19 protein-coding genes are annotated in these 24,851 nt (G+C 68.4%); 12 read left to right on the top strand and 7 right to left on the bottom strand.

Features of this window, described 5'->3' with window-relative positions:
- Positions 1-166: 166 nt before the first annotated feature.
- A complete protein-coding gene (locus tag ACV4UX_RS08520) occupies positions 167-772 on the bottom strand; it encodes a MerR family transcriptional regulator (protein ID WP_491592883.1) in 606 nt (201 codons plus the stop codon).
- A gap of 166 nt (positions 773-938) precedes the next feature.
- Here ACV4UX_RS08520 and ACV4UX_RS08515 point away from each other — a divergent pair, with 166 nt between their 5' ends.
- On the top strand, positions 939-2,762 hold the full coding sequence (locus tag ACV4UX_RS08515; protein WP_491592882.1) for a bifunctional lysophospholipid acyltransferase family protein/GNAT family N-acetyltransferase: 1,824 nt from the start codon (positions 939-941) through the stop codon (positions 2,760-2,762).
- A gap of 298 nt (positions 2,763-3,060) precedes the next feature.
- Positions 3,061-4,617, top strand: coding sequence for a sigma 54-interacting transcriptional regulator (locus tag ACV4UX_RS08510; protein WP_491592881.1), 1,557 nt, complete (start codon positions 3,061-3,063; stop codon positions 4,615-4,617).
- 116 nt (positions 4,618-4,733) lie between these two features.
- On the opposite strand, the gene ACV4UX_RS08505 is transcribed toward ACV4UX_RS08510, so the two are convergent.
- The 3 genes from ACV4UX_RS08505 to ACV4UX_RS08495 form a co-directional block, all read right to left on the bottom strand.
- Complete coding sequence (locus ACV4UX_RS08505; RefSeq protein ID WP_491592880.1) at positions 4,734-5,180, bottom strand: DMT family transporter; 447 nt, start codon at positions 5,178-5,180, stop codon at positions 4,734-4,736.
- 227 nt (positions 5,181-5,407) lie between these two features.
- Positions 5,408-5,887 carry an amphi-Trp domain-containing protein gene (locus ACV4UX_RS08500; RefSeq protein WP_491592879.1) on the bottom strand — a complete coding sequence of 160 codons (480 nt, stop codon included), beginning with the start codon at positions 5,885-5,887 and terminating at the stop codon, positions 5,408-5,410.
- A 50-nt stretch (positions 5,888-5,937) separates the two neighbouring features.
- Positions 5,938-6,240 carry a hypothetical protein gene (locus tag ACV4UX_RS08495; protein ID WP_491592878.1) on the bottom strand — a complete coding sequence of 101 codons (303 nt, stop codon included), beginning with the start codon at positions 6,238-6,240 and terminating at the stop codon, positions 5,938-5,940.
- Between the two features lie 124 nt (positions 6,241-6,364).
- Here ACV4UX_RS08495 and ACV4UX_RS08490 point away from each other — a divergent pair, with 124 nt between their 5' ends.
- The gene (locus ACV4UX_RS08490) at positions 6,365-6,595 is read left to right on the top strand and encodes a hypothetical protein (protein WP_491592877.1); all 231 of its coding nucleotides are present in this window, start codon (positions 6,365-6,367) and stop codon (positions 6,593-6,595) included.
- A 38-nt stretch (positions 6,596-6,633) separates the two neighbouring features.
- Here ACV4UX_RS08490 and ACV4UX_RS08485 read toward each other — a convergent pair whose 3' ends face one another.
- Positions 6,634-9,546, bottom strand: a complete 2,913-nt coding sequence (locus ACV4UX_RS08485) for an insulinase family protein (protein WP_491592876.1) — start codon at positions 9,544-9,546, stop codon at positions 6,634-6,636.
- A 304-nt stretch (positions 9,547-9,850) separates the two neighbouring features.
- On the opposite strand from ACV4UX_RS08485, the gene ACV4UX_RS08480 reads away from it, so the two are divergent.
- From ACV4UX_RS08480 to ACV4UX_RS08460, 5 genes are all read left to right on the top strand, one after another.
- Complete coding sequence (locus tag ACV4UX_RS08480; protein ID WP_491592875.1) at positions 9,851-10,882, top strand: OmpA family protein; 1,032 nt, start codon at positions 9,851-9,853, stop codon at positions 10,880-10,882.
- Positions 10,883-11,122: 240 nt separating this feature from the next.
- Positions 11,123-11,926 (top strand): LysM peptidoglycan-binding domain-containing protein, encoded by an 804-nt coding sequence (locus ACV4UX_RS08475; RefSeq protein WP_491592874.1) that lies wholly within the window; start codon positions 11,123-11,125, stop codon positions 11,924-11,926.
- 533 nt (positions 11,927-12,459) lie between these two features.
- Positions 12,460-13,104 carry a peroxiredoxin gene (locus ACV4UX_RS08470; RefSeq protein ID WP_491592873.1) on the top strand — a complete coding sequence of 215 codons (645 nt, stop codon included), beginning with the start codon at positions 12,460-12,462 and terminating at the stop codon, positions 13,102-13,104.
- A gap of 256 nt (positions 13,105-13,360) precedes the next feature.
- Positions 13,361-13,939 (top strand): TetR/AcrR family transcriptional regulator, encoded by a 579-nt coding sequence (locus ACV4UX_RS08465; RefSeq protein ID WP_491592872.1) that lies wholly within the window; start codon positions 13,361-13,363, stop codon positions 13,937-13,939.
- Positions 13,940-14,000: 61 nt separating this feature from the next.
- Positions 14,001-14,516 carry a carboxymuconolactone decarboxylase family protein gene (locus ACV4UX_RS08460; RefSeq protein ID WP_491592871.1) on the top strand — a complete coding sequence of 172 codons (516 nt, stop codon included), beginning with the start codon at positions 14,001-14,003 and terminating at the stop codon, positions 14,514-14,516.
- A gap of 179 nt (positions 14,517-14,695) precedes the next feature.
- Here the strand turns inward: ACV4UX_RS08460 and ACV4UX_RS08455 are convergent, their stop codons facing one another.
- Positions 14,696-15,877 carry an NAD(P)/FAD-dependent oxidoreductase gene (locus ACV4UX_RS08455; RefSeq protein WP_491592870.1) on the bottom strand — a complete coding sequence of 394 codons (1,182 nt, stop codon included), beginning with the start codon at positions 15,875-15,877 and terminating at the stop codon, positions 14,696-14,698.
- Positions 15,878-15,964: 87 nt separating this feature from the next.
- Between ACV4UX_RS08455 and ACV4UX_RS08450 the strand changes: the two genes are divergently transcribed.
- Entirely contained in the window at positions 15,965-16,633 is a 669-nt protein-coding gene (locus tag ACV4UX_RS08450; protein ID WP_491592869.1) for an HAD family hydrolase, read from the top strand.
- A 94-nt stretch (positions 16,634-16,727) separates the two neighbouring features.
- Positions 16,728-19,265: an ATP-binding protein gene (locus ACV4UX_RS08445; protein ID WP_491592868.1), complete on the top strand. Its 2,538-nt coding sequence runs from the start codon at positions 16,728-16,730 to the stop codon at positions 19,263-19,265.
- A 113-nt stretch (positions 19,266-19,378) separates the two neighbouring features.
- Here the strand turns inward: ACV4UX_RS08445 and ACV4UX_RS08440 are convergent, their stop codons facing one another.
- Positions 19,379-21,760: a methyl-accepting chemotaxis protein gene (locus tag ACV4UX_RS08440; protein WP_491592867.1), complete on the bottom strand. Its 2,382-nt coding sequence runs from the start codon at positions 21,758-21,760 to the stop codon at positions 19,379-19,381.
- Between the two features lie 93 nt (positions 21,761-21,853).
- On the opposite strand from ACV4UX_RS08440, the gene ACV4UX_RS08435 reads away from it, so the two are divergent.
- Entirely contained in the window at positions 21,854-22,612 is a 759-nt protein-coding gene (locus ACV4UX_RS08435; protein ID WP_491592866.1) for a M48 family metallopeptidase, read from the top strand.
- 154 nt (positions 22,613-22,766) lie between these two features.
- Complete coding sequence (gene glgB, locus ACV4UX_RS08430; protein ID WP_491592865.1) at positions 22,767-24,680, top strand: 1,4-alpha-glucan branching protein GlgB; 1,914 nt, start codon at positions 22,767-22,769, stop codon at positions 24,678-24,680.
- Positions 24,681-24,851: the final 171 nt, after the last annotated feature.

Genomic DNA, 24,851 nt, shown 5'->3' with positions numbered 1-24,851 from the left:
GGGGGATGATCCCCCCAGACCCCGCATTTGCTTCGCGGGCTTCACCGGGCACGGCGTCGTGTCCCGGTGAAGCCCGCGAAGCATAAAAGGGATTCAAGGCCCTTGCCCTTTGGGCGCCGGAGGCATCTTCTCCGATCGCCTTGCACTCTGCCTGAGCTTGTCGGCATCACTCTTTGACGCCCTTGATCTTGTCGAGCAGATGCTTCTCCATCTGCCGCGAGTCTTTGCGCAGGCGCACCAGTTCGGCTTCGAGCACCTTGAACTTGGCGGCGTGGTTTTCGTTTTCTGCCCGCAGGGTCTCGATTTCCCGTCGGGCCTCTTCAAGATCATCGCGCAAGGCACGTGCGGCCGGGTCTTCCAGGGCAGGGGCGGTGGCGGCCGGGACGCCTTGCGCGCCGAGCCAGGCCGACAGGCGCTGTCCCATGGCTTCGGCCATGGCCGTGCCGATGCGCAGGGCGAGTTGTTCCACGTCGGGCTGCTGGGTCGGCGCGGGCCGCACGATGACGGGCTGCGCCTGCCTATCCTGGGCGTCCGTCGTGGCGAAACGCCGGGCCAGTTCGTCGCGGACCTCGGGAACGGCCAGTCCCGACCCGAGCAACTCCGCGATGGCGCGGAACACGGCCAGGGCTTCCGGCTCGAAACGTCGTCCGCGACCTTGGCCCCGGCCGGGAAGGAAGTCGCCGAAGCGGTTCTTCCAGTAGTGCAGGGTGGACTCGGGCACATCCAGGTTTTTGGCGATGGCGGCGATGGAATGGAGAGGCGTTTCGGGCATGGGTTCCTCCGGCGATCCTTGGTGCGTAGGGCGCGGGAGCGCTTTTCGTCAACCTCGCCGCCCGTGCTTGACCGGTTCGGCGCGAAGGGTCACGGAATCTCCACGGCTCCGCAACACGCCGGGGGTACCTGGGGTCAACCACCGCTCCAACCCAGGAGGAGACCCCATGGAACCCGGAACACCCACACGCCGCGCCGATTTTCTCGCCCTTGACGGGGCGGTCAAGAACCCTCTCGCCCGCACGGTGCTCAAGGCCGTGGGCGGCCCCCTGCGCCGGGCTTTGGCCCTGGACCGTTTGGCCAAGGCCTACGAGACCGTCCCCCGGGGCGGCACGCCCATGGAGTTCCTGCGCGGCGTCATCGAGGCCTTCGGCTTCCGCTACCGCGTGAGCGCGGAGGAGCTGGCGCGCATCCCTGCCGCGGGACCCGTGGTGGTGGTTGCCAACCACCCTTTCGGCGGCATGGAGGGCGTGCTCCTCACGGAGATGCTCGCGGGGGTGCGCCCGGACGTGAAGGTGATGGCCAACTACCTGCTCGGGCGCATCGAGGAGTTGCGCGAGCTGTTCATCCTGGTGGACCCCTTCGGGACTGCGGGTGCCTGGGCGCGCAACGTCGCGCCTCTGCGCGAGAGCGTGGCCTGGCTGCGCGGCGGCGGCTGCCTGGGAGTGTTCCCGGCGGGCGAGGTGGCCCACTTCCGCATGGACGAGCGCCGCGTGGCCGATCCGGCCTGGAGCCCTTCCGTCGCGCGCATGGTGCGCGCCTGCGGGGCCACGGTGGTGCCCGTGCATTTTTCCGGGGCCAACGGCCCCATGTTCCATCTGGCGGGCCTGGTGCATCCGAGGCTGCGCACCATGCTGCTGGGCCGTGAGTTCGTGAACAAGGCCCGCATGGAGGTGGAGGTGCGCATCGGTCGGCCCGTGCCGCCTCAGGCCCTGGAGGGGCTTACGGACGAGCAGGCCGCCGGGCACCTGCGCCTGTGCGCCGAGGTGATGGGACGCACGAGGCCGCGCGCACTGCCCGCGCGCTTCCCCCTTCGCGGCGTGCGCCGCCAGGAGGCCCTGGCCCCGCCCCAGGACCCGGGACTCATGGAGCGCGAGCTGGAAAGGCTCCCGGCCGAGAGCCTGCTTCTGGAATCAGGGGGGATGCGCGCCTACGAGGCCCGCGCCGGACAGATCCCGCTCATCCTGCGAGAGATCGGCCGCCTGCGCGAGATGACGTTCCGCAAGGTGGGCGAGGGCACCGGCAAATCCAGCGACCTGGACGGTTTCGACGGGCACTATTCCCACGTGTTCCTCTGGAGCGTGGCCGCCCGGGAGGTGGTGGGAGCCTACCGGCTGGGCCGCACCGACGAGATCCTGGCCACGCGCGGCCGGACCGGTCTTTACGTGGACACGCTCTTCAAGCTCAAGCCCGGGTTCCTCACGCGGCTGGGGCCTGCGCTGGAGATGGGCCGCTCCTTCGTGCGCCCGGAGCACCAGAAGAGCTACAACGCCCTGCTGCTCCTGTGGCGCGGCATCGGCACGGTGGTGGCGCGCGAGCCCCGCTACAGGACGCTTTTCGGCCCCGTGTCCATCACCAACGACTACCAGGCCGCCTCGCGCCAGCTCATGGCGGACTTCTTCGAGGCGCGCGGCGGGGAAGGCTCCTGCCTCTCGCGGCTGGTGAAGCCGCGCACGCCCCTGCGCGGGGCGGTTTGGCTCAAGCGCGCGGCGCGCTCGCTGGTGGCCGATGTGGACCGCCTCTCGGAGCTTGTGAGCTCCATGGAGGCGGACCGCAAGGGCATCCCGGTGCTTCTGCGGCAGTACCTCAAGCTGGGGGGCAAGCTGCTGGCCTTCAACGTGGACCGCGAGTTCAGCGACGCTCTGGACGGCCTGATCGTGGTGGATCTCCTGGAGACGGAGCGCCGCCAGCTGGAGCGCTACCTGGGCCGCGAGGGCCTGGCCGCCTTCCTGGCGCACCACGGGGCCGAGGGCGGCCTGCGCAGCGCCTGATTAACGAAATCGTCAAACGCTTTCACACGGCCCCGCCGCACGCGCGTCGGGGCCGCTTTTTTTTCGCGCTGCGCCCCGAAGATTCCCGGGCGGAAGCGTTCCTTCCAACTCGCTGCAATCACGCACTCTTTACGAAATAATCCTGAATGCCCCCCCCCTGCGCGGCCTGCTCCGGACAGCGCTTTTCCGAAACAGGTCCTCTTCTTCGGGGTTGCCACCATACAATATTGTAGTTAGTGTTCGCCCGGACGGGACATTTGCCGCGAACCTCCCAACCAAGCCTCTTTCCAGGTCACCCATGAAAAGCATCAGCCAGCTCGAACTGAAAGTCCTTTACGAAATTTCGCAAATCATCGGCCAGGCGCTGGACCTCGACCAGATCCTGGGCGACGTGCTGCGCATCCTCTCCGAAACCCTGGAGATGAAGCGCGCCACCGTGACCCTCCTCGACGAGGAGACCTCGCTCCTGGCCATCCGCGCTTCCCACGGCCTCTCCGCCGAAGAGAAGAAGCGCGGCGTCTACAAGCTCGACGAAGGCGTCACCGGGCGCATCTTCCAGACCGGAAAGCCCTTCGTGGTCCCCGACATCGCCAAGGAACCCCTTTTCCTGGACCGCACCCGCTCGCGCGCCCTGGAGCGCGGCCGCATCGCCTTCCTGGGCGTGCCCATCATGCTCAAGGGCCTGGCCGTGGGCGCGCTCACCGTGGACCGCCTCTTCGGCGACGACGTGTCCTACGACGAAGACGTGCGCCTGCTCTCCATCGTGACCGCGCTCATCGGCCAGTTCGTGCACCTGGGCAAGCAGGTGCGCGCCCGCGAGGAGCACCTGCGCCGCGAAAACCTGTCGCTGCGCTTCAAGCTCTCCAAGACCTACCACCGCTTCTTCATCGTGGGCCAGAGCCAGCCCATGGTGCGCGTGCACCAGATGATCGAGAAGGTGGCCCCCACCCGGGCCACGGTGCTCCTGCTGGGCGAGTCGGGCACGGGCAAGACCCTCACCGCGCGCATGATCCACGAACTCTCCGACCGCGCCAAGTACCCCTTCATCAAGGTGAACTGCGCGGCCATCCCGGAAAACCTCCTGGAGAGCGAGCTCTTCGGCTACGAGAAGGGGGCCTTCACCGGCGCGGTGGCCCCCAAGCCCGGCCGCTTCGAGGAGGCCGACAAGGGCACCATCTTCCTGGACGAGATCGGGGAACTCGCGGCCGGAACCCAGGCGAAGCTCCTGCGCTTCCTCCAGGAGCGCGAGTTCGAGCGCCTGGGCGGCGGCAAGACCCGCAAGGTGGACGTGCGCATCATCGCCGCCACCAACCGCGACCTGGCCGACGCCGCCGCCATGGGCGAATTCCGCGAGGACCTCTACTACCGCCTGAACGTGTTCCCCGTGCTGGTGCCCAGCCTGCGCGAGCGCCGCGAGGACATCCCCGCGCTGCTGAACCACTTCCTGGACAAGCTCTCGCGCGAGTACGGACGCAGGCTCTCCTTTTCGCCCCGAGCCCTGGACGCCCTGGTGAAGTACGACTGGCCCGGCAACGTGCGCGAGATGGAAAACCTCGTGGAGCGCCTCTCCATCATGGTGGAGGACGAGCGTATCGACCTGGCCGACATCCCGCCCTACTTCTTCGCCTCCGGCAAGCCCCAGGCCGCCCTGCCCGCCGAGGGCGCGGGCAGCCTCAAGGACATGGAGAAGCGCGAGGTGATGGCCGCCCTGGAGCGCCACGGCTGGGTGCAGTCGCGCGCGGCCCGGGAACTGGGGCTCACGCTGCGCCAGATGGGGTACCGCATCAAGAAGTTCGGCCTGGAGCGCCTGGTGGACGAACGCCGGGGCCGCGAACACGGCCTGGAGACCCACTGAGGCCGAAACGGACCGCACTGCGCGTCATCACGGGGCCGCGAGCCGGACGGTCGGCGCCCACCAGCCCGGAAAGCGCCTTGCCTTCGGGCACTGCCCGGGGCCGGGAACCACTCCTTTCAGAAAGCCTTGATCATCCAGGCCCCCAGGCCCAGGAGCACCACCCCCGCGATGCGCGCCGGGCTCGCCGCGTGCTCGGGAAAGCCCAGCAGGCCGTGGTGGTCCAGGAGCACCGAGGCCACGAGCTGCCCGGCAAGCATGAAGGCCGTCATGGTGGCCGCGCCCAGGCGCGGCCCCAGGTAGATGGTGGTGGCCACGAAGAAGGCCCCCAGCGCCCCGCCGATCCACAGCCAGGGCGGCGTGCGGGCCAGGTCCCCCGGGGAGGGCCACGTCAGGCGCTGGGCCAGGCACCAGCCCAGCAGGCAGAGCGCGCCCACGAGAAAGGAGACGAACGCCGCCTGGGCGGGATCGGACAGGCGGTCGCGCAGGAGCACGTTCACCCCGGCCTGGACCGGAATGAGCGCCCCGGCGGCAACGGCCAGGACGAGAAGGGGCAGATTTTCCACGGCGTACCTCCTGGATCTTGAGCCCCTCCGGGGAGCGCGGCCGGAGGGCGATCAAGACGCCGGGTCATGCGCCGGGCGGTCCGCACGGACCTTGGCGGCCCGTGGCGGTCACGGCGCATGCCCTGCGGGCGCACCCGGGCGGACGCTCCGCCCCCGGACGCAGGCGGCCCGCCCGGGCCGCAGCCCGCAGGAAGACCACCTTGGGGCAGAGCGTCAATCCCGAACGCCTAGTGTTTGCGGGATTTCTTTTCGCGCTTTTCCTTGTCCTTGCTCTTGCCTGCGTCCTTCTCCCCTTCGTTCTCGCCGCACTGCTCCGGCGCGGGGACATCCTGCTCGGACCGCGCGTCCTCTCCGGCGTCCGGTTCCGCACAGGTCGCCTGCTGGCAGACAGAGGCGTCCCGAGGTTCCTGCCCGGCCTCGGCTTCGACGCAGGGGGTCGGCTCCACCGCGCTGATGCGGAAATCCGGCAGGGGGGCGACATCGCCCGGCTCGCGCCATTTCACGGAGAGGTCAAGCCTCTGCCTGCCCTTTTTGGCGGCGGCCTCCACCTCGAATTCCAGGGCGCTGCCGGGCTTGAGGGTCAAAAACTCCTCGCCCTTGTGAAGGCAGACGACGCCGGCGCGCAGTCCTGCCGCCAGTTCTTCGAGAAGCCCGGCCAAGTCCGCGGGAGCCAGCGTTCCTTCCAGCGAGAGACTTTTCGTGCTCATGTGTGCTCCTTGGGCGCGCCGCGCGGGGCGGCGGCCAGTTGAATGGAAGCTCAGTCTGCGGATTGCGGGTCCGGGTCCGGGCAGGGCGCATGCCGGGCTTCGTCCATGTCGGGGCCGTCGGGAATTCGTGCCTCGATGCGCGGTTTGTCCCGGGTTTCGCGGCGCAGTTCATCCATCATGCGCTCGGCCTTCTTCACGAACTTTTCCAGGGCCTTGTTCACGGACGTATCCACGTCGAGACGCTTGTCCATACCTCTGGCTTCGACCTTGAGGGCCTCGATGCGTTCGGCCAGGTCGGCGTGCACGTTGAAGATCATGCGCTTGATCTCGCGGTCGCTCTTGAAAATGGACATGATGAACCCGCTGTTCCGTACAGAATGTGTACACACATCGTCCAAACAGAAGCCCCCGTCAACCACAAGGGCCGCAGCTTGACGCGCATGCCTCGGCCGGGCATGTCAGCCGCCGGAGGACGCCATGAAAGAGAACCTCGACCTCGTATTCAAGGGACTTCTGCTGGCCCTGCTGGCGGCGTTCGTGTGGGTGTGGTCGGAGACGCGCTCCGTGGGCCGCTACGCCTACTTCCGCGACGGCGATCTGGAGTTCGTGCTCGACACGTCCACGGGCATGCTCTACCAGGGCGGCTATTCCATGAACCACCTCACCGGCCAGGAAGGCCCCGTGCGCAAGGACCCCATGCGCCCCTGACCGGGACCGGCCCGAGACCAGGGGCCAGGGAGGCCCGGCTACATGGCCCGGGTGATCTCCAGCCCGCCCACGGCCTCCGAGGCTCCGCGCAGGGCCTCCTCGCCGCCCAGCACCACGACAGGCGCGCCGTCCATGGCCCTGGTCATCACGCGGCCCGCCTCGCGCAGGTGGTCCAGCGTGGTCTCCATCACCTCGCGGCGCACGCGCGCGCGGGTCTCCTCTCCGTCGCGCGCCCAGTGGCGCGCCATGGCCACGTGGCCCTGGGCGTCGGGCAGCAGCACGGAATCCAGATCGCCCACGGTCCCGATCACGGCGCGCTCCAGTTCCTCGGGGCCGATGTCGAGCCTGGCCAGGAAGTCGCCCGCCTCTGCGAAGGCCTCCAGTGTCCTGGCGATGTTGGGGTCGCGGTAGGAGACCATGGAAAGCGTGCCGGACCAGCGGTCGAAGGAGCTGAAGGCCCCGTAGGCCCCGCCGCGCACGCGCACGCGCTCCCAGAGATAGGCGTTGCGCAGGTAGCGGCAGGCCACGAGCATGGAGCCGTGGAAGGCGTAATCCCCGGGGGCCAGCAGACGCCCCTGGGCCACATAGTTCACCTGCACCGGCGCGGCCAGGCCCTCGCGGACGGGCAGCTCCAGGGCGGGCCACGCCGCCTGCGCCGCGGGAGCGCCCAGGGGCAGGTCCGCCAGAAGGGCCATCAGGCGCGGCCGGAAGCCCTCGAAGGCCTTGCCGTCCAGGGTGACGTTGGCCTCCAGGCCCGCGCGGGTGAGCACGCTCTCGCGCAGGCGGTGCAGGCCGGCGTTGAGGGCGGGCCAGTGCTCGTCGAAGGCCTCTGCCCAGCGGCGCAGGCCCTGGATGGCCTTGAGCCCCGCGAGGCGCTCCTCGGCCAGCGCCGCCCGGTGGAAGCGCGCCTTGAGGCGACGCGAGGCGTAGACGTGCCCCGAGGGCGCGAGCCTGCGCTCCGAGCGGGCCTTTGCCTCCAGAAGCATCTCGCGGAAGCGGGCCTTGTCGTCGAAATTGGCCTGCAGGAGGGCGTCCGAGAGGATGTCCAGGAAGTCGCCCGCGCGCTCCGGCGTGGCCTTGCCCGCCACGATCAGCCGCGAAGAGGCCGCCCCGGGCCCGCCCGACCGGACGGAGGACAGGGCCACCTCGCGCCCCAGGCCGCCGGTCTTGCGCGCCGCGCGGTTGAGGAAGCGGGCGAAGTCCTCCTTGCGGGTGCCCATCTCCAGGAGCGCGCGCCCGAAGAGGGGCGCAAGCGGCAACAGCTCCGGCTCCACGCCGGAGAGGTCGAAGCCCAGCTCCAGGTAGACCACGCCGTTGGTGGGCAGATCGTGGAAGAAGACGCCGGGCTCCGGCCAGTCGCCGGGGATGCGCTTGTTCTCCCGGGGCAGGTCGGCCAGGTGCAGCTTGGGGATGCGGGCCAGGTCCTCCAGGGCGTCGGGCGTCTCCTGGAAGTGGGCGATGCGCCGCGCAAGATCCCGGGCCTGCTCCATGCCCTCGGGCGTGAGGGCGGCCAGCGCGGCGTCCAGGCGTGCGCGCTCCTCGTCCAGGAGGCGGCGCTCCATGCCGGGGTCGGGCAGCAGGAGCACATGGACCCGGTGGGGATTGTTCAGGAAGTGCTCGTCCAGCAGGCGCTCCAGGAGCCCTTCCCCTGCGGCAAGGCGGGCCTTGAGGGCGTCCAGGGGGGCCTGGAAGCGGACCGGGGCCAGAGGGTCGCCGCCGTGCAGCCAGGTGACGAGCGCGCGCAGCATGAGCGAGAGCCCGCGCGGGAAGGAGCCCGTGTTGTTCTCGCGCAGCCTGAACTCTATGGTGTTCAGGGCTGCCTCCACGTCGTCGGGATCGATGCCCTTGGCGCGGATGTCCTTGAGGGTGTCCAGCACCAGCTGCTGGGCCTCCTCCAGGCGGTCGGGGTTCACGCCCTTGAGGCCGATGGAGAAGGTCATCTGGCGCAGTTCCGTCTCCAGGCCGCCTCCCGCCAGGTCCTCGCCCAGGCCCGAGGCGATGAGCGCCCGGCGCAGGGGCGAGCCCGGCAGGCCGATGAGCACGTGTTCCAGCACCGCCAGGGCCAGGGCGCGCTCCACGTCGGCGGCCTCGGGGAGGAGCCAGTTGACGGTGAAGTAGGCACTAGGCTCGCGGCCCTCCTCGGCGGGGGCGCAGGCGTAGCGCTCCTCCACGCGGCGTGGGGCGTCGAAGGGCTTCTGGAGTGCCACGGCCGAATCGGGTTCGATGGCCCGGAAGTCCTTCAGGTATTCTTCAAGGATGAGCAGGCGGCGTTCGGGGTCGTCGTCGCCGTAGAAGAAGAAGCGCGCGTTGGAGGGGTGGTAGTACTTGGCGTGGAAATCCTTGAACTGTCTGTAGGTGAGCCTTGGGATCACGGCCGGATCTCCGCCGGAGTCGACGCCGTAGGCCGTGTCGGGGAAGAGCGCCCGCTGGGAGTGTTCGCCCAGGAGGCTCTCCGGTGAGGAGTAGGCCCCCTTCATTTCGTTGTAGACCACGCCCTTGAAGACGAAGCCGCCCTCGTGGGGGTGGAAGTGCCAGCCCTCCTGCCCGAAGACCTCCTCGGGGATGCGCGGGTGGAAGACGGCGTCCAGGTAGACGTCCACGAGATTGTGGAAATCGGCCAGGTTGGCGCTGGCCACGGGGTAGCAGGTCTTGTCGGGGTAGGTGAAGGCGTTCAGGAACGTCTGGAGCGAGCTTTTGAGCAGCTCCACGAAGGGTTCCTTCACGGGATACCTGCGCGAGCCGCAGAGCACGGAGTGCTCCAGAATATGGGGCAGGCCGGTGGAGTCGGCCGGGGGCGTGCGCAGAGTGACGCCGAAAACCTTGTTCTCGTCGGCGCAGGAGATCGAAAGCAGCTCGGCCCCGGTGGGGCCGTGACGGTAGAGGCGGGCCGTGAGGTCGTATTCCTCGACGACGGTATCCGAGACAAGCGTGAAGCCGTGGCTGGCGGTCATGCGGGACTCCCTTCGATGGCGATGCCCCCTCCTACCCCAGCGGGGGGCGTTCGCCAAGCGCCGAGAAGCATCGCGAGGCCCCTGCGCGCGCGATCTTCGCCCAACCCCTTGCAAAGACGGTCATAATGCCCTATGGATCGGGCCGTAGGCGAAAACGCTTGCCCAGCAGGCGTTTTTGCGGCTATTGAAACGTGAGGAAAACACGCGTTTACGGAGGCGGGCTCCGGAAGGCGCGTGCCCATTGGCTCAGAGGGTGGCTCTCTCTAAAGAACCAATCAATTTGATTCGGAAGGAGGACTTAGGCATGAGAAAAATGCGCATCATCGTGGCCATGCTCATTATGGCCCTGGTCGCCACGGCCATGCCGGCCGCGGCCAAGAAGATGGTTCCCAAGGTCGACAACTTCATCCTGTTCGTGGACCATTCCAGCTCCATGGCCTTCTCCTACAAGGGGCAGCGCTATGTGCAGTTCGGCGGCGTCTCCAAGATCCAGATGGCCAAGTCCACCGCCGTGGAACTCAACAAGATGATCCCCGCCCTGTCCTACAAGGCCGGCGTGTACACCTTCGCCCCCTACAAGCAGTACGCGGGCATGGCGCCTTACGACAAGGCCGCCGTGGACAAGGGCATCGCCCCCATCAGCACCAACTACGAAGCCTACGGCCGCATGACCCCCATGGGCGTCGGCCTGCAGGACCTCGACAAGGTCGTGGGCGGCCTCTCCGGCAAGACCGCCGTCATCATCTTCTCTGACGGCGACTCCAACCGCGGCATCGACCCCGTCGCCGTCGCCAAGCAGATGCAGGCCAAGTACGGCGACAAGATCTGCTTCAGCGTGGTGAGCTTCGCCGACAACAAGAACGGCGAGCGCGTCAACAAGGAAATCGCTGCCCTGTCCAAGTGCGGCTGCTTCGCCCTGGGCGAAGAGCTGCTCCGCAACCAGGCTGCCCGTGAAACCTTCCTGAAGTGCGCCCTGTACGACTTCATCGACGACGAAGTGGTGATCTTCCGCTCCATCTACTTCGACTTCGACAAGTACAACATCAAGAAGGAATTCATCCCCGTTCTTGACGAAGGCGTCGCCATCATCAAGTCCAAGCCGAACCTGGCCGTCATCCTGGAAGGCCACACCGACTCCATCGGCACCGAGAAGTACAACATGGGCCTCTCGATCCGCCGCGCCAACTCCGTGAAGGCCTACTTCGTGAAGAAGGGCATCGACGCCGGCCGCATCACCGCCGTGGGCTTCGGCAAGATGAACCCCCGCTACGACAACAAGACCGCCGAAGGCCGCAAGATGAACCGCCGCGTGGAGATCAAGTTCAAGTCGAACTAGTCCCCAACGGTAGTCTCTGACGACCACCCAGGGCGGGGCCGAAAGGTCCCGCCCTTCTCTTTGGCGGCTTCCCGCAAAGCGAGGGATGTCGCCGCTTGCGGGAGGAACAGCCGCACGGCTTCGGGCTGCGTTCCGCTCCTTTTCGGCTCCAGCGCGGTTGCCCTCCGGCCCATCATGCCGTATCAGGATGCCCAGCCTGTCCACGGGCAGGCGCCACGATCGACTCCGGAGGTTCCCAGCATGGTGAAAACCCTCATCCCAGCCTTGGCCCTTTGCCTCGCCCTCTCCGGGTGCGGCCTCATGGGCGACTCCAAACCCGAGCCCGCACCCGTGGCGGAAGTGAAGCCCCAGCCCGCTCCCCCGCCGCCCCCGCCGCCGCCCCCGCCCCTGACGCACAAGGTCGGCAAGGGCGAAAGCGTCGCCAGCGTGGCCAAGAAGTACGGCGTCTCCGCCAAGGAACTCATGGAGACCAACAAGCTGGCCAACGCCAAGGCGCTCAAGGCCGGCATGACACTCACCATCCCCGGCAAGACCGCCGAGCCCCCCAAGGTCAAGCCCGTGGCCGAAAAGCCCGCGCCTCCGGAAAAGGAAGTCAAGGAACCCAAGGGCAAGGGCTCCAAGTCAGACCCCTACGGCGTGGAATCGGCCCTCGCCCCGGAGAAGGGCAAGAAGAAGCCCGCCAAGGTCGACGACGACGCCACCTACGAAAAAATCAAGATCGAATTCCACGAGTACGCTCGCAAGTGGCTGGAGAAATCCGCGTCCCTCTCCCAGTCCAACAGGGACCGCAAGGACGTGAAGATGGAAGACGGCCGCTACGTGGCCAGCTACTCCGTCATTCTCCTCAACACCATGCAGACCGAAGTGAAGCGCGTGGAATACGACCACACGCCCTATGTGGGCCACATCACCTACCAGATCGAGGTGCACCGCTCCTACGGCTCCACGCCCCAGGCTGCCGCTGCCGCCAAGGAGGACGAGGTGAAGCAGGAGTCCATGCGCGAGATCTTCAGCTACTCAGGACAGAAGCGCGCCTGGAGATGACGCGCGGACGCCTGCCGCGACCGCGAGGACTCAAGGTCCGCCCGGCCACAACCGGGCGGACCTTTTGCGTGATGACAACCCCCGAGGACGGGGTTTGACGGAGCCGCTTACGGGCGGCAGAGCCGCCCTGCTCCAGTCTGCGCCACGCGCAGCGTTGCCGGCAAAGGCGCAAAGCCGTCTTTGTCGTCAACGCAAGGTCCGCCCGGCCACAGCCGGGCGGACCTTTACCGTTTGTCCGCATCGCTGGGCGAGAGCCGGGACGGAGTGAAGCAGCCTCCCACCGACGGAGAGCTGCGTTTTGCAAAATCACGTGCCGTTTCTGAGAAAAGGGGCTGGAGGGGTCCGGTACGGCGTCATATGGTCGCGGGATGGTCCTCTCACAGGGTCAATGCCTCGTTAGTCTGTTGTTATGACGGAAGATTTTCGATCCTTGCTTGACACGAAGATTTTTGGTGCAATTCTCTGGGAAACGTGTAGACCTCACTGAGTTTCTGAATCATTCCTACATCACAACCTGTCTTCACGGAGGGTTCATGTCGCACCATCACCACCACCATCACGGCGAAGAAGGCTGCTGCCAGAGCTCTGCCCGCGTGGGCAAGCCCGTCGAAAACTTCACCCTGGAAACCTTTGACCCCGAAGAAGGCTTCTTCGGGGAAGTGAGCCTGGAGAAGATCCGTGAGTCCAAGAAGTGGACCATCCTCTTCTTCTATCCGGCTGACTTCACCTTCGTCTGCCCCACCGAACTGGACGATCTGGCCCGCAAGCACGAGGCTCTCAAGGCCCTTGGCTGCGAGGTGGTGGCCGTTTCCACGGACACCAAGTTCGCCCACATGGCCTGGCACGGCAGCGAGAGGCTCATGGCCGGAGTGCGCTACAAAATGGCCGCCGACCCCACCGGCAAGGTCTCCCGCTACTTCGGCGTCTACGACGAGGCCACCGGCCTGGCGCTGCGCGGCACCTTCATCATCAACCCGGACGGCGTCCTCGTCGGCTCCGAGGTGAACTTCTACAACGTGGGACGCAACGCCGAGGAACTGGCCAGGAAGATGGACGCCAACGTCTACCTGGCAGACCACCCCGGCGAGGCCTGCCCCGCACGCTGGTCCCCCGGCGCCAAGACCCTCACGCCCTCCGAGAAGCTCGTGGGCAAGGTCTACGAAGCTTTGAACAGCTAGACGCGTCACCTCACGAAGCGCGGGCGTCTCCCATCCGCCCGCCCCTCGCCGCCCCTCCCCGGGACAGCGCCCCGGGGAGGGGCCTTGCGCTTCTGGTCTCTCCCCGGGCCACACTCCGCAAGGGACGCTATCCCGCGCTACGGCAAGAAGAGAAGCGACGGCTTTTGCGTCCAGCGCAGCAACTTGCGGCCCCCCCCGGCGATCAGCGGCCTCATTTTCCTTGACCCGAGTAGACGACCGGTCTAATACTGTCTTCATGAACAAGGACGCACGCCGCGACATCCTGGAAGCCGCAGCTCCGCTCATTCACCGGCAGGGCTTCAACCATACGGGACTCAAGGAGATCCTGGACGCGGCGGGGGTGCCCAAGGGATCGTTCTACTTCTATTTCAAGTCCAAGGAGGACTTCGGCATCGCCCTGGTGGACCACATCGCCCAGGGGCTGAAGACGGACGCGCTGGCCTTCCTGGAGGCCAACCCGCTGCCGCCGCTGGAACAGCTCAGACTCTTCCTCGAACACCGGCGCGACCAGCGGGTTCAGGCGGACTGCGAGGCCGGATGCCCCATCGGCAACCTTGCCCTGGAGATGAGCGACCTTTCCCCGGCCATGCGCGAGCGTATCCGCCAGGCCCTGGACGGCGTGACCCGCTTCTACGCCTCGCTCCTGCTGCAGGCCCAGGAGCGCGGGGAACTCGATCCGGCGCTGGACGCAGACGCCACGGCCGCCTTCATCCTGGACGCCCTGGAGGGGGCGCTCCTGCGCATGAAAGTGGAGAAGAGCGCTGTGCCTCTGGACCGCTTCCGTGCTTTCGTCTTCTCGAAACTCCTGGCGTGACATTTTTTTGCATCACCATCTAGCCGACCGGTCTACTACAAATGCCGGTCCAGGAGGCTCCATGTTCCTGCTCGATACAGTGGATCCCGATAGAGCCACTGGCAAAGTGGCCGAGGCCTACTCCATCTTCAAGAACTTCGGGGTTCCCATCCCCCTTCGCCTGCTGTCCGCAAGTCCGGAGCTTCAGGAGCGCCAGACGGCCATGATCGGCTACTTCATGGGCCACCCCAGGCTCTCGCCCGGGCTGCTGGCCTCCATCCGCTTCGCCATCGCGTCCAAGACCGGGCACCTTGCCTGCGAGGCTTTGAACCGGGACATCCTCGGCCGCATGGGGGTCAAGGAGCAGGAGATCGCAGGGTTGCCCACCGGGGCGGGCGAAACGCCGCTGGAAGAGAGCGAGGAAGCGCTCTTCCGCTTCGTGCTGCGCTCTTTCGACGATCCGGCCTCGGCCGCCGCCGGGGACATCCAGGCCCTGCGTGACCTTGGCTGGCAGGATGCGGACATCCTCGACGCCATGTACCATGCGGCCGGGATGCTCGCCTCGTCGGTGCTCTTCAAGACCTTCGTGCGCGCCTAAAGTCGTGATTTTGAAAAACATGAAATGTTTTTCAAAATTAAAATCAATGGTTTTGTATGATTGCCTCAAGAGTCCGTATGGACGGATTTTGAGGACGCAACACTAGCACGCCAGGAAGAGCGCCCGCCGCGACCGGGTGGACGCGGCGGGCGCTCGCGGCTCGGGGCTGCTGCGCCGCGTCAGCGCCAGGGGCCGTGGCAGTCCAGGGGTTTGCAGAGGCGAAACGAGCGCATGCCGTGCACCATCTCCTGGAGCTTCGAGCCGCCTCCGCCCAGGAAGAGCCGCACCGGCCCCAGGATGCCCATGCGCGTGAGCCAGTAGAGCGCGGTGCGCAGACGCCGGGACCAGACAAGTTCGGGGAAGATCTCCCGCTCCAGGTCCGCCAGATAGGCCGGGCCGGGCTCACCCGCGCCGCGCAGGCCGCCGAGGCAGGCCCGTGCGGCCATCTCGCCAGTGCGCAGGGCGTAGTGGATGCCCTCGCCGAAGAAGGGCTCCACCAGCCCCCCGGCGTCTCCGGCCAGGAGGGCGCGCCCGGCGAAGGGGCGCTCCAGCCAGTTGCCGTAGGGCAACGGATGGCCCTTCACGTTCTGGCGAAGGGTCTTGGGCACGTTCAAAAAATCCAGGAAATCCGCAAAACAGCGGCTGATCATCCCGGCTGGACGCCCCCGGTAGAGCCCGCAGATGCCAAGCACCACCACGTCGCGGTGCGGAAAGCTCCAGCAGTAGCCCGCGTCGATGAAGCCCGAGGCGATGGTGGGAAAGTCGGCGGTCACGTCCTCGTGCAGACCGGGGATTCCGGCCAGAGCGGAGCGCTCCAGGTAGAGCTCCAGGCCCATGCCCTGCTCCTGGCCGAAGCGGGCCTCGTCGATGCCGCAGAAACGGCGCACCGTGCTGTTGGCCCCGTCCGCGCCAACGAGATGCCGCGCGCTCCAGATCGAGCCGTCCGAAGCGGCGACCACGCCCGAAACGGGGTCGGCCGAGACCGCGCCCAGTCCCTGAAACACCTCCGCCCCTGCGGCCGCCGCCCGGTCCAGGCACCAGGCGTCGAAGACGCGCCGGTCCACGAAATGGAAGGGGTAGACGAGCTCCCCCTCGGAGAGCACGGTCTTCCGGTGGCGGATGCGGTAGCGCGAACTCTTGTGGTTGATCACGCCCAAGGACTCCAGTTGCCCCGCCGTGACGCCGAAGACGCGCTCGATGGTCTTGAGCGTCTTCCACGTGAGCAGCCCCGCGCAGAGTTTGGGGCGGGGGAACCGGGCCTTGTCCAGCACGGCCACGCGCGCCCCGGCTCCGGCCAGCACGGCCGCCGCCGCCGATCCGGCCGGCCCTCCTCCCGCAACGATCACGTCTCGATCCGCCATGTGCGTCCCTCCTGCCCTGCTCCAGCGCCCGGAGCCCTTGCGCGCCGGGGGTCCACCTGATAACCCCTCCCAGTCCCGGAGGCAACGATGCGCACCCCAGCACGGCTCGCTGCCGTCGTCTTCGACTTCGACGGCACGCTGGCACGTCCCGCCCTGGATTTCCCCCTCATGAAGCGCCGCGTGGGGCTTTTGGCCCAAGGCTTCCTGCCCGGCATGCACGAACCGGGTCCCCTGCCCGCCCTGGAGTGGATCGACGCCCTGGCCGGGCGCCTGGAGCCCTCCCGCGCCCGTGACTTTCGCACCCGGGCCATGGCCCTCATCGCGGACATGGAGCGCGAGGCCGCCGCGAACACCTCCCTCTTCGATTTCGTGCGCCCGGCCCTGGAGCGTCTGCGGGGACGGGGCCTCGCCCTGGCCGTGATCACGCGCAACAGCCGCGACTCCGTGAGCACCGTGTTCCCGGACGCCGGCAGCTACCTCGGCGCGGTGCTGGCACGCGAGGACGTGCGCGCCGTCAAGCCCCATCCGGAACACGTGCTGGCCGCCCTGCGCGCCCTGGGCCGCGCCCCCGGCGAGGCCCTCATGGTGGGCGACCACCCCCAGGACGTGCAGGCCGCGCGCGCCGCCGGAACCCTCAGCGCCGCCGTGGCCAGCGGCGACACCGCCCCCGAGCGACTGGCGCAGGCGGGGCCGGACTTCCTGGAAGCCGACGCGGGGCTTCTCCTGGAGCGCCTGGAGGACATGGGCTGGCTCTGAGGCTGACCGCAATCCACTCGACGTACATTTCACCAGTTGACTTTTGCGCCTCCCTGTCGTGTTGATGCCTTCTGTTCAACGACAGGGGAAGGCCGTGACCTACCGCTTCGCAGACCTGGTGGACTCCGCCGCACTGACCGAACTGCTCGAAAGCCTCAAGGCCGCTTCGGGGCTGACGAGCCTCGTGCTGGACGGCATGGGCCACATCGTGGCCGCTGCAGGCTGGAACTCCCAGTGCACCATGCACCATCAGGGGGACCTCTCCTTTTCCCTGATGTGCCGACGCGGCACGGCGGCAGAGGACCTTGCGCCCGGCCGCTGCGCGGACGATTACGCGCTCTTCAAGTGCTTCATGGGCTACTGCGACGCCTCGGCCCCCATCCTGCTGGAAGGCGTGGAGGTGGCCACCATCCATCTGGGCCAGTTTTTCGTGGCCCCGCCCGACCTCAAACGCCAGCGCGAAATGGCCCGGCGCCTGAACCTGCCCGTGAAGCTCTGCCTGGAGATGGCCTCGCGCGCGCCGGTGATCCCCCTGGACCGCGTGGGCCCCATCCTGGATTTCTACGCAAAACTGGGCGCGACCCTGGCCGACCAGGGCCTCAAGCGCATGCGCCTGGCCGCCGCCGAGGCCGCCCTGGCCTCGGAGCAGGGGCGCTACCGCCGCTTCCTGGCCTCGGTGACCAACTACTCCTACACCGTGCGCATGGAACACGGCCGCATCGCCTCCGTGAAGCACGGCCCGGGCTGTGAATCCGTCACCGGTTGCTCCCCCCGCGACTTCGAGCACGACCCTCTGCTCTGGGCGCGCCTCGTGCACGAAAAAGACCGCCAGAAGGTGATCCGCTTTTTCGAGACCATCATGGCCGGGGAATCCGCAGCCCCCCTGGAACACCGCATCCGTCGCAAGGACGGCGAGACGCGCTGGATCCGCAACACTCCGGTGGTCCTGCGCGGCCCTGCAGGCATGGTGTCCTTCGAGGGGCTCGTGCAGGACGTGACCGAGCGCAAGCTCATGGAGGCGGAACTCCGGGACGCAAGACGCCGCGCCGAGGAGGCCAGCCGCGCCAAGAGCGACTTCCTTGCCAACATGAGCCACGAAATCCGCACGCCCATGAACGCCATCCTGGGGCTGACCCAGCTGGCCCTGCGCCGCGTGCCCGAGGGGGAAACGCGCGGCCTTCTGGAAGGGGTGGCCGAAGCCGGGGCCTCCCTCCTGGCCATCCTGGGCGACATCCTGGACTTCTCCAAGATCGAGGCCGGGCGCATGGAGCTCTGCCTGGAGGACTTCAACCCCGCCGAACTCCTGGCGCGCGCGGCCCAGGCCGCCTCCCCCCAGGCGCAGCGCAAGGGCCTGGACCTCTGCCTGGAGCTTTCCCCGGACCTGCCCGGCCTGGTGCGCGCCGACCCCCTGCGTCTGCGCCAGGTGGCGGACAACCTCCTGAACAACGCGGTGAAGTTCACGTCCTGCGGGGACGTGCGCCTGCGCGCCTGGCCCGAAGACCACGGCGTCGCACTGTGCTTCGAGGTGTCCGACACGGGCATCGGCGTGCCTCCCGGACAACGGGAAGCCATCTTCGAAACCTTCACCCAGGCCGACTCCAGCACCACCCGCCGCTTCGGAGGCACGGGCCTGGGCCTGGCCATCTGCCGCAGCCTCCTGGACATGATGGGCGGCAGCATCCACGCCGGGGGGGAGCCCGGGCGAGGCGCCGTGTTCATGGTGCGCGTGCCCGTGGCGGAGGCCCGGGGCCGCGCCTCGATCCCCGCTCCTGCCGCCTGTGCCGACCGGCAAGCGCCCCTGCGCGAGCCCGTCAGGCCCGGTCTGCGCCTGCTGCTCGCCGAGGACGAGCGCACCAACCGCATCTTCGCCCGGACCTTCCTCGAAGAAGAGGGCCACAGCGTGATCGAAGCCCACAACGGAGCACAGGCCCTGGAGCTTCTGGCGAAAGGCGGGTCCGATCTGGTGCTCATGGACGTCTCCATGCCCGTGATGGACGGCCTGGAGGCCACGCGGTTGATCCGCTCGGGCCGCGCGCCCGGAGCGCCTGCCGACCTGCCCGTGGTGGGGCTCACGGCCCACGCCGTGAAGGGCGACCGCGAACGCTTCCTGGCGGCTGGCATGGACGCCTGCCTCGTCAAACCTCTGGACCTCGAAGAACTGCGCGGCATCCTGGACGCCTATCGGACGGGCCGGCCGAAAGCCCAGCCCAAGGGGCAGGAGGCCCCGGCCGCCCGCCCCACCGGACACGTCCCCCCTCGCGCCGCGCACGGGGAGCCCTTCAACCGCTCCTGGCTGGCCCGCTTGTTCAGGGGCAAGGAACGCACGCTGGCCACGCTCCTGGACATCTTCCGCAGCGATGCGCCTGGGCGCGCGGCCCGGCTGCGCCAGGCATGGGGGGCGGGCAACGCCGAAGGGGTGGCCGAAGAGGCCCATTCCATCAAAGGGTCTGCGGCCGTGGTGGGAGCTGTGCGGCTCAAGGACGCAGCCGAGCAGCTGGAGCTGGCCGCCCGGTCAGGCAGGCTCGAACCGGCGCGGGAACTGCTGGAGGCGCTGGAAGCCGAATGCCGGGCCGTGCTGGAAGCCATCGAGTCCGGGGTGCCCGAGGCCCGCGCCGCCGAAGGCGAATCCTGAGCGCCCGGATGGGCCGCCTGCCCCCGTGTGGACCCTCCCCCGGAGCAACTCCGCCGGTCAGGCAAAGCTCCCGGAGCGCGAAGGGCTGAAGCGCCCCTCCCGGCTGCGGAGAGCTAGTCTTTCATGCCCCGGATGAGTTCTTCCAGGCTGGTGGCCTGCCGGTCAACATCCTCCAGGGCGCTGGAGGCCTCCTCCATGCCCCGCGCCGTGCTGGAGGAGATGCCCTCGATCTCGGCCACGGCGCGGCTGGCCTGGGCGCTGGCCCCCGCCTGGCCCCCGGCGGCCTCAGCGATGGCCTTGGCCTGGTCCGCAGCGCCCTGCACGATGGCCACGATGCGCTCCAGCGATTCCCCCGAGGACTGGGCAAGACGCGTGGACTCCACGATCTCCCGGGCCGCCTGCTCGGTGGCCTGGAGGGTCTGGGCCGCGCCGCCCCGGATGGCGTCCAGGGTGGAGCCCACCTCATGGGTGGCCTGCATGGTCTTTTCGGCCAGTTTGCGCACTTCGTCGGCCACCACGGCGAAGCCGCGCCCGGCGTCTCCGGCGCGGGCGGCCTCGATGGCCGCGTTGAGGGCCAGCAGGTTGGTCTGGTCGGCTATGTCGCCGATCACCTGGAGCACCTTGCCCACGTTGTCGGCCTGCACGCCCAGCTCGCGCATCTTCTCCTGGAGGTCCAGCACCTGGGCCTGGGCCGCCGCGATGGCCTGCACGGCGGTCTGCACGAGGCCCGCGCCCTCCTGGGCCGCGCCCTTGGCGTCCTGGGCGCTTCGGGCGGCTTCGCCCGCCAGGTCCGCCACATGGTGGGCCGAGTCGGTCATGGCCGAGACAGCGCCCACGGTTTCGGTGGCGCGCGCGTTCTGGTGGGCCGCGCCGTCGGCGGCCTGGGCGATGCGCTCGGCCAGGCGGCGCATGGCCTGGTTCAACCCCCGCGCGATGTCCTGGGAGGATTCCACGGCCAGGGCCAGGGCGTCGTTGCGCTTCTGCAGTTCGGATTCGTGACGCTTGATGTCGGTGATGTCGGAGAGCACGCCCACCACGCCGAGGACGTTTCCGTCCAGGTCGTGCAGCAGGTCGGAATCCACCAGGGCCACGCGGCGGTTGCCCTTGCGCGTGACGAACTCGATCTCCGCCTTGTAGACGCAGACGTTGTTCTTCAGGCAGTTGCTCATCACGGTTTCCTTGGTGACGTCGTTGCGCACCAGTTCGGCCACCGTGAGGCCCAGCCAGTCCTCCGGCTCGCCCTGCACCTCGATGAAGTCGAGCAGCTCGCGGTTGGTGAAGGTGACGCGCGCCTCGTTGTCGGCCACCAGGAGCGGCACCTTGAAGGCCCTCTGCAGCCCCTGGGCGTAGCCCAGGCGGCCGCGCTGCTCCCGCACCATGGCTCGAAGATCCTCCAGCAGTTCGGCCAGCTCGCCGGTGGCGCGGCCCTGCGGCCGGGCGTCCAGGTCGCCCTGGGCCACGCGGCGGGCAAAGGAACGGATGGCGTCCAACTGACGCACGATGCCGCGCGAGATGAGCGTGACCAGAAGCCCCGCCACGGCCAGGGCCGACAGGGAGAGGCCCAGTGCCCGGAGCTTGCGCGACTGGTAGTCGGCGATGCGCTTCTCGAGCAGCACGTCCAGTTCTGCGGAACAGACGGTCCAAAGCTGGATGCTCTCGGCCATGGCCCGCTCGCCAAGGGCGCGGATCTCTGCGGGCTTGGCGGGTTTGCCCTCGGAAAGGGCCTCCAGGGCCAGGGCCAGGGCCGAAGCGGCCTCGGAGTAGGCCTTGAGGCGCGCGGGCACGGAACGTTGGAGCGAGTCGCTGCGGCCGTAGAAGTTCTCGTCCTCCTTGAGGGCCGTGTTCAGGCTGGCCTCGATGCGCTCCTGGTCGGCCTCGCGCAGCATGGCCGCCTGCACGGCCAGGAGTTTGCGCTCGGCCAGCCCGAGTTCGGGAAGCGCGGCCAGTGCGGTCCCCTGGCGCACGGCCTTGGCGGTGCGGTCCAGGGTCTGGGGCAGGGCCAGGAGCACGGCGTCCATGACGTAGTAGCTGTCCAGGTCCGGGTCGAGGATCAGGTTGGAGATGTCGCCCGCGTGGGCGATCATCACGCGCACGTCGGCCGCCAGGGCGTCCAGTGCCTCAGGCGAGGGCTTGTTGCCGCGCAGGGCGCGCCAGGCGGCGTCCGCCTTGGCCGGGTCCTGCTTCTCGCGCCCGCGCCGGGCCAGCTCCACCGGGGTGAAGAGCAGGTCCTGCCCGTGCAGGGCGAGGGCCTTGCCGAGGTCCGCGAAGGCGTCGTCCACGGGGCCCTGCTTCGCCTCCGCCTCCGGCAGGCTCTCCAGCAGGCGGACCATGGGGCGCAGCACGGCGTTGCCCTTGATTTCCATGCGGGCGAAGTCGATGTCCTTGTCCAGGCCGCGCACGGTGAAAAAGGTGAGCAGGGCGATGGGCAGGGCGAACATCAGGCTGCTTCCGGCCAGCTTGAGCGAGATGCGCGCTTCGGAAAGGGGGTACGACATGGGGGTACTCCGGGTGGGCGGGGAATCATTGACAATGCTGTCAAAAGGCAGTTTCATCATACGGCAAGCCCCTTTTGACAGCAAGTCCAACATATGATCAGAAAACCCTCCGTGAACGCCTCCAGGAAGATTCCCCCCGCCAAGCTCCCCCCCCTGCCGGATTACAGCGTGCGCGTTTCGGCCCGTGCCAGGCAGGTGCGCCTGCTGGTCACCCCGCGCGACGGGCTGGTGGTGAGCGTGCCCGTGGGGTTCGACGCCGCGCTCGTGCCGGAGATCGTTGCCCAGCGGCTGGAGTGGGTGACGCACACTCTCGAGCGGATGGCGCTCCAGCGCGCGGAGGCCCTGCTGCCCCCGGCCGGGGTTTCGCTTCGCGCCGTGGGGCGCGAGCTGACCGTGCGCTACCGCCCGGGACCGGACGGGAGCGGCTCGGTGCGGGTGCGCGCCGCGGGTCCTGCCAGCCTGGAGGTTTCGGGCGCGCTGGCCGACCGCGAACTGGTGGCCCGCGCGCTCAGGGTCTGGCTCAAGCGCGAGGCCGCGCGGGAGCTGCCCCCGCGCCTGGACGCCCTCTCGGCCCGCCTGGGCCTGCCCCATGCCGGGTGCGTGGTGCGCCTGCAGCGTTCCCGCTGGGGCAGCTGTTCGGCCCGGGGGACCATCTCGCTCAACGCCCGGCTCCTCTTCCTGCCGCCGGAGCTCTCCGACTACGTGCTGGCCCACGAACTGGCCCACACCCTGCATCTGGACCACTCCCCCGCCTACTGGCGCGCCCTGGAGGATCGCCTGCCCGGCGCGCGGAGCCTCGACCGCGAACTGCGCCGCGCCGGACGCTTCGTGCCCGGCTGGTCGCGCCCCTGAGGGCGGCCCCCCCCGCAGCCGGATCGGTCCCCGGCAGGGACGCAATAATCGCCGTCTCCCCTCGCCCGCCCGGCCCCGCTCCGGCGGCCTCCCCCTTTCCCTCGTCCGCCGTTTGGCCTATGATCGGACGATCGCCAGCCCCCCAGGAGCCCCCATGACCCCCAACGTCCTCCACGGCGTGAGCCTGCTGACCGACCACGACATCTACCTCTTCAAGGAGGGCACCCACTTCCGCCTCTACGAGAAGCTGGGCTCCCACACCATGACCGTGGACGGCATGGAGGGCACGCTTTTCGCCGTGTGGGCGCCCAACGCCCGCAAGGTCTCCGTGATCGGCGACTTCAACGGCTGGGATCGCAAGGCACACCCCATGAGCGCCCGCCTGGACGGCTCCGGCATCTGGGAGTGCTTCGCGCCCGGCGTGGGCCAGGGCACGGTGTACAAATACCACATCACCTCCCGGGTGCACGGCCGACACCTGGAAAAGGGCGACCCCTTCGCCTTCGCCTGGGAGGTGCCGCCGCGCTCGGCCTCGGTGGTCTGGAAGCTCGACCACCAGTGGAAGGACGCCGCCTGGATGGACGCGCGCGCCGGGGCCGGCGCCCTGGACGCCCCCATGTCCGTCTACGAGATGCACCTGGGCTCCTGGAAGCGCCATGCCGACACCTGGGATTCCCTCTCCTACCAGGAGATGGCCCGCCAGCTGCCCGGCTACCTCACGGACATGGGCTTCACCCACGTGGAGTTCCTGCCCGTGATGGAGCACCCCTTCTACGCCTCCTGGGGCTACCAGACCCTGGGCTACTTCGCCCCCAGCAGCCGCTACGGCACGCCCCAGGACTTCATGGACCTGATGGACGCCCTGCACGCGGCGGGCATCGGCGTGATCCTGGACTGGGTGCCCTCCCACTTCCCCACCGACGGCCACGGCCTGGCCCTCTTCGACGGCACGCACCTCTACGAGCACGAGGACCCGCGCCAGGGCTACCACCCCGACTGGAAGAGCGGCATCTTCAACTACGGACGCCACGAGGTGCGCGCCTTCGTGATCTCCTCGGCCCTCTTCTGGCTCGACCGCTACCACGCCGACGGCCTGCGCGTGGACGCCGTGGCCTCCATGCTCTACCTCGACTACTCCCGCAAGGAGGGCGAGTGGGTGCCCAACTGCTTCGGCGGCAAGGAGAACCTGGAGGCCATCGACCTCTTGCGCCGCCTCAACGAGGCCGCCTACACGAGCTTCCCCGGCATCCAGACCATCGCGGAGGAATCCACCGACTGGCCCCTGGTCTCCAGGCCCCCCTACATCGGCGGCCTGGGCTTCGGCATGAAGTGGAACATGGGCTGGATGCACGACACCCTCAACTACTTCACCAAGGACCCGGTCTTCCGCAAATACCACCACGGAGCGCTCTCGTTCTCCATCTGGTACGCCTTCAACGAGAACTTCGTGCTGCCGCTCTCCCACGACGAGGTGGTGCACGGGAAGGGATCGCTCCTGCGCAAGATGCCCGGCGACGACTGGCAGAAGTTCGCGGGCCTGCGCCTGCTCCTGGGCTACATGTGGACCCACCCGGGCAAGAAGCTCCTCTTCCAGGGCGGCGAGGTGGCCCAGTGGAGCGAGTGGAACCACGACGCCCAGGTGGAATGGGCGCTCCTGGAACAGCCCGCCCACGCCGGAATGCGCGACTGGGTCAGGGACCTGAACGCCCTCTACCGGGAATGCCCGGCCCTGCACCAGACCGACTTCCACCACAAGGGCTTCGAGTGGGTGGACTTCCACGACGCCGAGGCCAGCGTGCTGGCCTTCCTGCGCTTCGGAAAGGACCCCTCCGAGATGCTCCTGGCCTGCTTCAACTTCACGCCCATCCCCCGCGAGGGCTACCGCGTGGGCGTGCCCCGGGGCGGAGTCTGGCGGGAGGTGCTCAACTCCGACTCGCGGCACTACTCCGGTTCCGGCATGGGCAACGCCGGGTCCGTAACGGCCCAGGACGAGGAGAGCCACGGCCGGACGCACACGCTCACGCTCACCCTGCCGCCCCTGGGCGTGGTGGTCTTCCGGCCCGAGTAGGCCGGGCGGCAGCTGGCCCGAAGGACCACGCCGGTTTTCCGAAGCGCTGCGCGCCGCCAAGGGCGCCCCGCTCTCGCAGGCGGACGAAGACCTACGCGAACCCGGGCCAGGGATTGAAACCGCCGGGACGGTTTTCTTCCGGCTGGACGAGGGGAACAACGCGCGTTTTCC

The organism is Fundidesulfovibrio sp. (assembly GCF_058402725.1).
The sequence above is the reverse complement of the archived record's forward strand: the minus strand, read 5'-3'. Positions and strand labels throughout refer to the sequence as shown.

Excerpts from the sequence above, each read along its gene's own strand:
- ACV4UX_RS08475 (WP_491592874.1), top strand. The coding sequence starts at position 11,123 with ATGGTGAAAACCCTCATCCCAGCCTTGGCCCTTTGCCTCGCCCTCTCC.
- ACV4UX_RS08435 (WP_491592866.1), top strand. The coding sequence starts at position 21,854 with ATGATCAGAAAACCCTCCGTGAACGCCTCCAGGAAGATTCCCCCCGCC.
- ACV4UX_RS08465 (WP_491592872.1), top strand. The coding sequence starts at position 13,361 with ATGAACAAGGACGCACGCCGCGACATCCTGGAAGCCGCAGCTCCGCTC.
- ACV4UX_RS08440 (WP_491592867.1), bottom strand. The coding sequence starts at position 21,760 with ATGTCGTACCCCCTTTCCGAAGCGCGCATCTCGCTCAAGCTGGCCGGA.
- ACV4UX_RS08500 (WP_491592879.1), bottom strand. The coding sequence starts at position 5,887 with ATGAGCACGAAAAGTCTCTCGCTGGAAGGAACGCTGGCTCCCGCGGAC.
- ACV4UX_RS08450 (WP_491592869.1), top strand. The coding sequence starts at position 15,965 with ATGCGCACCCCAGCACGGCTCGCTGCCGTCGTCTTCGACTTCGACGGC.
- glgB (WP_491592865.1), top strand. The coding sequence starts at position 22,767 with ATGACCCCCAACGTCCTCCACGGCGTGAGCCTGCTGACCGACCACGAC.
- ACV4UX_RS08495 (WP_491592878.1), bottom strand. The coding sequence starts at position 6,240 with ATGTCCATTTTCAAGAGCGACCGCGAGATCAAGCGCATGATCTTCAAC.
- ACV4UX_RS08480 (WP_491592875.1), top strand. The coding sequence starts at position 9,851 with ATGAGAAAAATGCGCATCATCGTGGCCATGCTCATTATGGCCCTGGTC.
- ACV4UX_RS08490 (WP_491592877.1), top strand. The coding sequence starts at position 6,365 with ATGAAAGAGAACCTCGACCTCGTATTCAAGGGACTTCTGCTGGCCCTG.
- ACV4UX_RS08520 (WP_491592883.1), bottom strand. The coding sequence starts at position 772 with ATGCCCGAAACGCCTCTCCATTCCATCGCCGCCATCGCCAAAAACCTG.
- ACV4UX_RS08515 (WP_491592882.1), top strand. The coding sequence starts at position 939 with ATGGAACCCGGAACACCCACACGCCGCGCCGATTTTCTCGCCCTTGAC.
- ACV4UX_RS08460 (WP_491592871.1), top strand. The coding sequence starts at position 14,001 with ATGTTCCTGCTCGATACAGTGGATCCCGATAGAGCCACTGGCAAAGTG.
- ACV4UX_RS08470 (WP_491592873.1), top strand. The coding sequence starts at position 12,460 with ATGTCGCACCATCACCACCACCATCACGGCGAAGAAGGCTGCTGCCAG.
- ACV4UX_RS08455 (WP_491592870.1), bottom strand. The coding sequence starts at position 15,877 with ATGGCGGATCGAGACGTGATCGTTGCGGGAGGAGGGCCGGCCGGATCG.
- ACV4UX_RS08485 (WP_491592876.1), bottom strand. The coding sequence starts at position 9,546 with ATGACCGCCAGCCACGGCTTCACGCTTGTCTCGGATACCGTCGTCGAG.
- ACV4UX_RS08510 (WP_491592881.1), top strand. The coding sequence starts at position 3,061 with ATGAAAAGCATCAGCCAGCTCGAACTGAAAGTCCTTTACGAAATTTCG.